This window comes from Streptomyces sp. NPDC006385 (genome assembly GCF_040612485.1).
Classification (GTDB): domain Bacteria; phylum Actinomycetota; class Actinomycetes; order Streptomycetales; family Streptomycetaceae; genus Streptomyces.
Genome location: NZ_JBEXQG010000022.1, coordinates 119,512 through 127,914, shown reverse-complemented (window position 1 = coordinate 127,914; position 8,403 = coordinate 119,512). Strand labels below are relative to the sequence as shown.

Below are 8,403 nucleotides of genomic sequence, written 5' to 3'. Positions count from 1 at the left end.
CGGCAGCCGTACGCACCTGGCGGCGGTGCTGGGCCGCGACGGGCGGCTGGCCGGGCTGGTGACCATGGAGGACGTGCTGCGGGAGCTGTTCGGGCCGGCACGGTCCACCGCACTGGCGCGCCCGTCGTGTTCACGGCGCACACCAGGTCACCGCGCCATGGTCCGCCGTGGGCGCTCCGGGCCGAACGGCGGAAGGCGAGCACGCCTTCGGGGGCCTCCAGCCACTCGACGCGGTCGCCGGCGCCGAGCGCGGGATGCCCCCGGCGCAGGGCCAGGGCGCTGCGGTAGAGCTCCAGCGTCGAGTGCGGATCACCTGACTGCGCCTCGACCGACAGCTGCGCCCAACTCGGCGGCTGCGGCAGCCAGCTCGGACCGCCCGCGACGGGACCGAAGCCGTACGGCGCCTCGGTCCCCGACCAGGGGATCGGTACCCGGCAGCCGTCCCGCAGGCCGTCCTGTCCGTTGTCCCGGAAGAACGACGGGTCCTGCCGTACCTCGTCGGGCAGTCCGGTCACCTCCGGCAGGCCGAGTTCCTCGCCCTGGTAGAGGTAGACGGAACCCGGCAGCGCCAGCATCAGCAGCGCCGCCGCGCGCGCCCGGCGCAGCCCCTGCTCGGGGTCGTCCGGGGCCAGCCGGGTGGCGTGCCGTACGACGTCGTGGTTGGACAGCACCCAGGTGCTGGGCGCGCCCGGCGGGCGCATCGCGTCGAGGCAGTCGTCGACGGCCCGGCGCAGCACTCGGGCGTCCCAACGGGCGCCCAGGTAATGGAAGTTGAAGGCCTGATGCAGTTCGTCCGGGCGCAGGTACTGTGCGGTGCGCTCGACGGTCGGCGTCCAGGCCTCGGCGACACCGATGCGCTCGCCGGGGTATTCGTCGAGGATCGTCCGCCACGAGCGGTAGATCTCGTGGACGCCGTCCTGGTCGAAGAAGGGCAGCGGCTCGGTGCCGAGCAGGCGCAGCTGTCCGGTACGGCCCATGTCGGGCAGTCCGGCGGCCTTGACCAGTCCGTGGGCCACGTCGATGCGGAAGCCGTCGACGCCCATGTCGAGCCAGAAGCGCAGGACGGACCGGAACTCGTCCCGCACGGCCGCGTGCTCCCAGTTGAAGTCGGGCTGCTCGGGCGCGAAGAGGTGCAGGTACCACTCTCCGGGCGTGCCGTCGGGGTTCTCGGTCCGGGTCCAGGCGGGGCCGCCGAAGAGGGACTCCCAGTCGTTGGGGGGCGTCCGTCCGTCGGGTCCGCGTCCCGGCCGGAAGTGGAAGCGGTCCCGCAGCGGGGACCCGGGGCCCTCGCGCAGCGCGCGGCGGAACCAGTCGTGCTGGTCCGAGCAGTGGTTGGGGACCACATCGATGATCACCCGCAGGCCCAGCGCGTGCGCGTCCCGGATGACCTGGTCGGCGTCGAGCAGCGTGCCGAACACGGGGTCCACGGCCCGGTAGTCGGCCACGTCGTAGCCGCCGTCGGCCTGCGGGGAGACGTAGAACGGGCTGATCCAGACGGCGTCGACGCCGAGTTCCCTCAGATACGGCAGCCGGGAGCGGATGCCCTGGAGGTCGCCCACGCCGTCGCCGTCGCTGTCGGCGAAACTGCGCGGGTAGACCTGGTAGATCACGGCATCCCGCCACCAGCCGGGGCGTTCGCCGGGGGTGGGGGGTGTGGGGGCGGTGCGGGTTTCAGCGAGGTGCTGAGTCATGTCTTCCCTGCCTGCGATGGGTGGGGGTCAGGACTTGGTGGCGCCTGCGGTCAGACCGGAGACGAGGTGGCGCTGGACGATCCCGAAGACGATCGCGGCGGGGACCGCGATGATCACGGCGGCCGCCGTCAGCGAACCCCAGTCGCTCGTGTACTGGTTGACGAACGTCTGGAGCCCTCCGGCGAGCGTGAGGTTCTCCTCGCCGGTCATGAAGGCCGAGGCGTAGGCCACTTCGGCCCAGCCGGTGATGAAGGTGTAGAAGGCGGTGACGGCGAGTCCCGGCTTGGCCAGCGGCAGCACCAGCCGCCAGAACGTGCCGAACGGGGTGAGGCCGTCGACGCGGCCGGCTTCATCGATCTCGACCGGGATCCCGTCGAAGTAGCCCTTCATCATCCAGGCGCAGAACGGCACCGCGACCGTGAGATAGGTGACGACCAGGCCGGCCGGCTGGTTCAGCAGCCCGAGGTCGGCGAGCAGGTTGTACAGCGGCACGATGAGCACCGCGACCGGGAACATCTGGGTGAGCAGGAGCATCCACATCAGGGGCCGCATGCCGGGGAAGCGGAAACGGCTCACGGCGTAGCCGGTCGTGGCGGAGACGAAGACGCCGATGACCGTGGTCAGGCCGACGACGACCAGCGAGTTCTGCAGCCATGACAGGAAGGCGGTGTCGGCCACGACATGGCGGTAGTTGCCGAAGGTGAAGTCCTCGACGAGTGAGGTGTCGAACGCGTCCGTCTTGGGCTTGAAGGACGTGATCAGCAGCCACAGCGGTGGGAAGACCGCGACGACGGAGGCGATCAGCAGGGTCAGATGCAGTCCGAGCGAGGCCAGCGGGCCGCGGTCGCCGCGCCTGCGGGCGGACACCCGGGGCCCGTCACCGGCCCCGGTGCCGGTGGCTTCGTTGGTGGTCGTGGTCGTGTCGGTCACCAGATGTCTCCCTGCTTGCGCAGCGAGCGGCGGTAGGCCGTCGCGAAGAGGGCGAGAAGGAGCAGGATCAGCACGCCCCAGGCGGCGGACGCGGCGTAGTCGCGGGGACTGATGACGAAGGACAGGCGATAGGCGTACGTCACCAGGATCTCGGTGGCGTCTCCCGGACCGCCGCGGGTCAGCAGGAAGATGACCGGGAACATGTTGAACGTCCAGATCGCGCTGAGCAGGACGACCGTGCTCGAAACGGACCGCAGCCCCGGCAGGGTGATATGGCGGAAGCGCTGCCAGGCGGTCGCCCCGTCCATCTCGGCCGCCTCGTACAGGTCGCCGGGGATGGACTGCAGGCCCCCGAGAAGGGCGATGAGCATGAACGGCACGCCCAGCCAGACGTTCACGGCGATGACGGAGACCTTGGCCCAGGTCGGGTCGTTCAACCAGGAGATCCGGTCGAAGCCGCCGCCGGCCAGCAGTTGGTTGAACAGTCCGCTGCGTTCGTTGAACAGCAGTCGCCAGGTGAACACGGAGACGAACGCCGGTACGGCCCAGGGCAGGATGAGCGCGGTGCGGTACAGCGAGCGGCCCCTGAACCTGCGGTTGAGCATGACGGCGAGGACCAGGCCCAGCGCGAAGGACAGCGCCACGCAGCTGACGGTCCACAGAACCGTCCAGCCGAGGCGGTCCCAGAAGACGCCGTCGTCGAGGATCGCCTCGTAGTTGGCGAGGCCGACGTAGTCGTAGGTGGCGGGGATGTGGTTGACGCCGATGGTGCGCTCGACGTTGGCCTCGTCGGCGTCCGTGAGGGACAGCCAGGCGCCGCGTACCAGGGGGTATCCGATGATCACGCCGATCACGGCCACCACGGGGGCGACCATGCTCCAGGCGTACCAGTGGGTGGTCAGGGCCCGGCGCAGCGGACCCGGAATCCTGCGGTCGGCGCGGGGGTGGCCGCGGCCGTGGGGGCCTGGTGTGCCGGTGGCCTTCGCCACCGTCCGGCCGGTCTCGACAGCCATGGGTCGGTCAGCCTCCCGTGGCCTACTTGTAGTCCTTGAGCATCTTGCGGTAGGCGTCGCCGGTGGCAGCGGCCGCCTCGGCCGGGCTGGTCTTCCCGGACAGCACGTTGGCCATCTGCAGGCGGATCGGCTCGAAGAGCGCGTTGCCCTGGGCGATCCACGGTCGTTCGACGGCCTTGTCGACGGCGGGCTTGAAGAACTTCACCATCTCGTTGTCCGCCACGGCCGGGATCTTGTAGACCGACGCGCGGGTGGGCAGCAGGCTCAGCTTCTCGGTGGTCTGCTGCTGCACCTTGGCCGAGCTCATGTACTTCACGAAGGCGTAGGACGCGTCGAGGTTCTGCGAGCCGGCGTACACGGACAGGTTCCATCCGCCCTGCGGCGAACCCTGTCCGGCGCTGCCGGCCGGGATGGGGGCGACCCCGAGGTCGGCGGCGTCCTTGAACTCGGCTCCTGCCTTGACATCCTCGATGGCCCACGGGCCGTTGAGCATCATGGCGACCTTGCCCGACTTGAACGCGTTCTGCATGTTGTTCCAGCCGTCGGACGCGTCGGTGATGGCGGCCTTGCTGTCCACCAGGTCCTTGAGCACCTGGTACGCCTTCACCCCGGCCGCGTCGTCGACGGTGACGGTCTTGTTCTCGGCGTCGACCAGGTTGCCGCCCTCGCCGTAGAGGTAGGGCAGGAACCAGTACGGGTCGTCGCCGCGCAGGTAGAGGCCGGTCGCGCCGGTCTTCTCGGATATCCGCGCGGCCGCCGCCTTCAGTTCGGAGACGGAGCCGGGGGCCTCGACGCCGGCCTCGCGTAAGAGCTTCTTGTTGTAGAAGAGGGCCAGAGTGTCGATCACCTGGGGGACCGCGTAGGTCTTCCCCTCGTACTCGGTGCTGGCCGCGGCCTGCGGGAGGTAGTCCGCCTCCTGGTCGAGGGCGGCGGTGCCGTCGAGCGGCGCCAGGTAACCGATGCTGGCGAAGTCCGCGACCCAGGCGACCTCCGTGCGCATCACGTCCGGGGCGCCGGAGTTGCCGCCCGCCGCGTTCTTGAACTTGGCGTTCGCCTCGCCGAAGGGGACGTTGACGTAGGTGACGTCGACCTTCGGGTGTTCCTTCTCGAAGCTTTCCGCGAGGGCCTGGTAGGTCGCCTTCTCCGCCTCGTTGGAGGTGTCCCAGAAGGTGACGGTTCCCGAAAGCTCCCCGGTGGTGCCGTTGGTGCCGCTCTGACCGCCGTCGCCCCCGCCGCATGCCGTCGTCGTCATGGCCAGGGTCGTGAACAGCGCGGTGGCAGCGATGCCACGCCGCATGTGAACTCCTTGGGGTGGTCCCGGAATCGGGCGGAGGCATGGACGCCTCACGCGGCCGCTTCTGCGCGGCGCCGGGGTTGTCAGGAACGTAACAGGATTGAAAAGCGCATCGAAAGACCTTGCTGCATTTTGCTGCAAGGAATTTCGGTCATTGTGAGCGTAGTGGGCGAGGTGACGGCCGAGCGGTACAGTGCGATGCCATGACCGCGCGGCTTGCCGACATCGCAACCCAGGCGGGTGTCAGCAAGGCCACCGTCAGCCGAGTGCTCAACGGCGTGGACGGCGTGGCCTCGGGCACCCGCGACTCCGTGCTCGCGGCACTCGACGCACTGGGCTACGAACACCCGCTGAGGCAACGCCGGACAGCGCTCGTCGGCCTGGTCACCCCGGAGCTGGACAACCCCATCTTTCCCGCGATGGCCCAGGTGATGGGGCAGGCACTGACCCGCCAGGGGTACACGCCCGTACTGGCGACCCAGACGCCGGGCGGGTCGACCGAGGACGAACTCACGGAGATGCTCGTCAGCCGAGGGGTGTCCGGCATCATCTTCGTCTCGGGGCTGCACGCCGACACCAGTGCCGACACCGGGCGGTACGACCGGCTGCACGAACAGCACGTGCCCTTCGTCCTGGTCAACGGATTCTCGCCCGGGATCGAGGCACCCTTCGTCTCCCCGGACGACCGGGCGGCCATGCGGCTGGCCGTGGCGCATCTGGCGGAGCTGGGGCACCGGCGCATCGGCCTCGCGGTGGGGCCCAGGCGCTTCGTGCCGGTGCAGCGCAAGATCGAGGGGTTCCTGGCCGGTGTGCGTGAGCAACTGGGGCTGTCCGCAGGGGAGTCGGAGGGTCTGGTCGAGCACTCCCTCTTCTCCCTGGAAGGTGGTCAGGCCGCGGCGGCCGCCCTGATCGGCAGGGGGTGCACGGCCGTCGTGTGCGCCAGCGACATGATGGCTCTCGGCGCGGTGCGGGCCGCACGGCAACAGGGTCTGCGGGTGCCCGGCGACCTCTCGGTCATCGGCTTCGACGACTCCCCCCTCATCGCCTTCACCGACCCTCCCCTCACCACCATCAGACAGCCCGTCAAGTCGATGGGCCAGGTCGCCGTGGACGCGCTCCTGGAGGAGATGGCCGGTACGCCCCCGCCGCGCACCGAGTTCGTCTTCATGCCGGAACTGGTGGTACGGGGCTCCACCGCCGCCGCCCCGCGGGCCGGGCAGCACCTCCGTGGACCGGCGAGTGCCTGACCGACGCGCGCTCACAGCGCCGCGAACAACGGGCGCCACCAGTCCGCGTGCCGCTTGTACCACTCCGCGGTGTCGGCCAGGGCCGTCGTGAAGTCGACCAGCGGCCGGTACCCGAGCTCGGCGGCGATCTTGCTGTGGTCGACCGCGTACCGCCGGTCGTGGCCCTTGCGGTCCTGCACGTGCACGATCCGGTCGGGGCCCGCGCCGCACAGTTCCAGCAGCCGGTGCGTGAGCTCCAGGTTGGGCAGCGAGGTGCCGCCGCCGATGTTGTAGATCTCTCCCGGCCGCCCCGCCAGCCGGACGAGTTCGACGGCCCGGACGTGGTCCTCGACGTGCAGCCAGTCGCGCACGTGCCGTCCGTCGCCGTAGAGGGGGACGCCGGCCCCGGACAGCAGACTGGCCAGGAAGCGTGGGATGAGCTTCTCGGGGTGCTGGTGGGGGCCGAAGTTGTTCGAGCAGCGGGTCACCCGCACGTCCAGGCCGTGCGTGTGGTGGTGGGCCAGCGCGATCAGGTCCGAGGCCGCCTTCGACGCCGCGTACGGCGAGTTCGGGCGCAACTGGTCGCTTTCCTTCGCTGCCCCTTCCGGCAGGGACCCGTACACCTCGTCGGTGGAGACGTGCACGAAGGTGCGCACCCCGTGGCGGAGCGCGGCGTCGAGGAGGACCTGGGTGCCCAGCACGTTGGTACGGGTGAAGGACGCGCCGTCGGCTATCGAGCGGTCGACGTGCGACTCGGCCGCGAAGTGCACGATCTGGTCGTGCCGTGCGGCCAGTTCGTCCACCAGCGATACGTCGCACACATCGCCCTGGACGAAGGAGAAGCCCGGGTGATCGCGCACCGCGCGGAGCCGGGCGAGGCTGCCGGCGTAGGTGAGTTTGTCGAGGACGGTCACCGCCGTGCCCTCCGGCGCCGTGGGGGAGAGGAGATGACGGACGTGGGCCGAGCCGATGAAACCCGCTCCGCCGGTGACGAGGATCGTTGAGTTCATGAAGGGAGATACACCTTGCTGTGGTCGCCGATCACCAGCCGATGGGCCTGCGGGAGACGGGGAGCGGGACGCACGACGGCGCCCCGGCCGATGAGGGAGCCCTCGATGCGTGACGCCCCCTCCACCTGGGCGCCGGGCAGCAGGACCGAGTACTCGATGGCGCTGTCCTCGACCCGGCAGTCCTCCCCGATGGACGTGTACGGGCCGACGCTGGAGTTGCTGACGACGGCACCCGCGCCGATGACCACCGGCCCCACCACCCGTGATGCGCGCACGACCGCGCCCTCGGCCACGCGCACCCGGCCGACCAGGGTGCTGCGGGGGTCCACCTTGCCCTCGACGCCGCCCTCGAGACCGTCCAGGACATGACGGTTGACCTCCAGCAGGTCCTCGACGCTGCCGGTGTCGCGCCAGAGTCGGGTGGTGGTGTCGGCGCGCACGCGCAGCCCGTGGTCGATCATCCACTGCACGGCGTGGGTGATCTCCAGTTCGCCGCGTGCGGAGGGGGCGATGGCCCGTACCGCCTCGTGCACGGCGGGGCTGAAGGCGTACACGCCGATGAGCGCGAGGATGCTGCGGGGGCTGTCGGGCTTCTCCTCCAGGCGCAGCACGTTCCCTTCGGGGTCGACCTCCGCGACCCCGAAGGCGGACGGGTCGGCGACCGGCGTGAGCAGCAGCCGGGCCGCCGCGGGAGCCGCCGCCGCGCGTCGGGTGAAGTCGGTGACGCCCTGCTGCAGGTAGTTGTCCCCGAGGTACAGCAGGAAGTCCTCGTCGCCCAGGAAGTCCCGGGCGATGAGCACCGCGTGGGCCAGGCCGAGCGGGCGGGGCTGGTACAGGTAGGTGATGCGTAACCCGAACTCGGCGCCGTCACCGGTCAGTTCGCGGATGTCTCGGGCGTGCGCGCCGACCACGATGCCGACCTCGTGGATACCGGCCGCGGCCAGCGACTCCAGGGCGTAGAACAGCACGGGTTTGTTGGCGATGGGGAGCAGCTGCTTGGCGCCGGTGTGGGTGAACGGCCTGAGCCGGCTGCCGGTGCCGCCCGCCAGGACCAGTGCTTTCACCTCGGCCTCCGGCGGGGCGGGCCGATCTGGGGGCGTGTTCTCACAGGTCCCTCCTCGGAGCATGAGGCGTGGGTGTCGCCGTAAGCGCCTCGACTCAATCAGAGATCGGCAAGAGCCCGCAAGCTCTTTCTGAAACATCCAGCAAAAGCTTGCGAACCTCTCGGGTCCGGTGTTT

The 8,403-nt window shown here is 70.1% G+C and carries 7 protein-coding genes; 1 reads left to right on the top strand and 6 read right to left on the bottom strand.

Annotated features, from left to right (window positions below; translation table 11 throughout):
- The 4 genes from ABZ078_RS19485 to ABZ078_RS19470 form a co-directional block, all read right to left on the bottom strand.
- A partial coding sequence (locus ABZ078_RS19485; protein WP_356576823.1) for a glycoside hydrolase family 13 protein occupies positions 1-1,691 on the bottom strand: 1,691 nt, incomplete at its 3' end.
- Between the two features lie 27 nt (positions 1,692-1,718).
- Positions 1,719-2,558 (bottom strand): carbohydrate ABC transporter permease, encoded by an 840-nt coding sequence (locus ABZ078_RS19480; protein WP_356576833.1) that lies wholly within the window; start codon positions 2,556-2,558, stop codon positions 1,719-1,721.
- Positions 2,559-2,617: 59 nt separating this feature from the next.
- Positions 2,618-3,634, bottom strand: coding sequence for a sugar ABC transporter permease (locus ABZ078_RS19475; RefSeq protein WP_356576821.1), 1,017 nt, complete (start codon positions 3,632-3,634; stop codon positions 2,618-2,620).
- A 22-nt stretch (positions 3,635-3,656) separates the two neighbouring features.
- Positions 3,657-4,931: an extracellular solute-binding protein gene (locus ABZ078_RS19470; RefSeq protein WP_356576819.1), complete on the bottom strand. Its 1,275-nt coding sequence runs from the start codon at positions 4,929-4,931 to the stop codon at positions 3,657-3,659.
- Positions 4,932-5,131: 200 nt separating this feature from the next.
- Here ABZ078_RS19470 and ABZ078_RS19465 point away from each other — a divergent pair, with 200 nt between their 5' ends.
- Positions 5,132-6,175: a LacI family DNA-binding transcriptional regulator gene (locus ABZ078_RS19465; protein ID WP_356576817.1), complete on the top strand. Its 1,044-nt coding sequence runs from the start codon at positions 5,132-5,134 to the stop codon at positions 6,173-6,175.
- An 11-nt stretch (positions 6,176-6,186) separates the two neighbouring features.
- On the opposite strand, the gene rfbB is transcribed toward ABZ078_RS19465, so the two are convergent.
- Both rfbB and ABZ078_RS19455 read right to left on the bottom strand, forming a co-directional pair.
- A complete protein-coding gene (rfbB, locus tag ABZ078_RS19460) occupies positions 6,187-7,164 on the bottom strand; it encodes a dTDP-glucose 4,6-dehydratase (protein WP_356576815.1) in 978 nt (325 codons plus the stop codon).
- Complete coding sequence (locus ABZ078_RS19455; protein ID WP_356576813.1) at positions 7,161-8,228, bottom strand: glucose-1-phosphate thymidylyltransferase; 1,068 nt, start codon at positions 8,226-8,228, stop codon at positions 7,161-7,163. Before ABZ078_RS19455 ends, rfbB begins: the two co-directional genes overlap by 4 nt.
- Positions 8,229-8,403 lie beyond the last annotated feature (175 nt).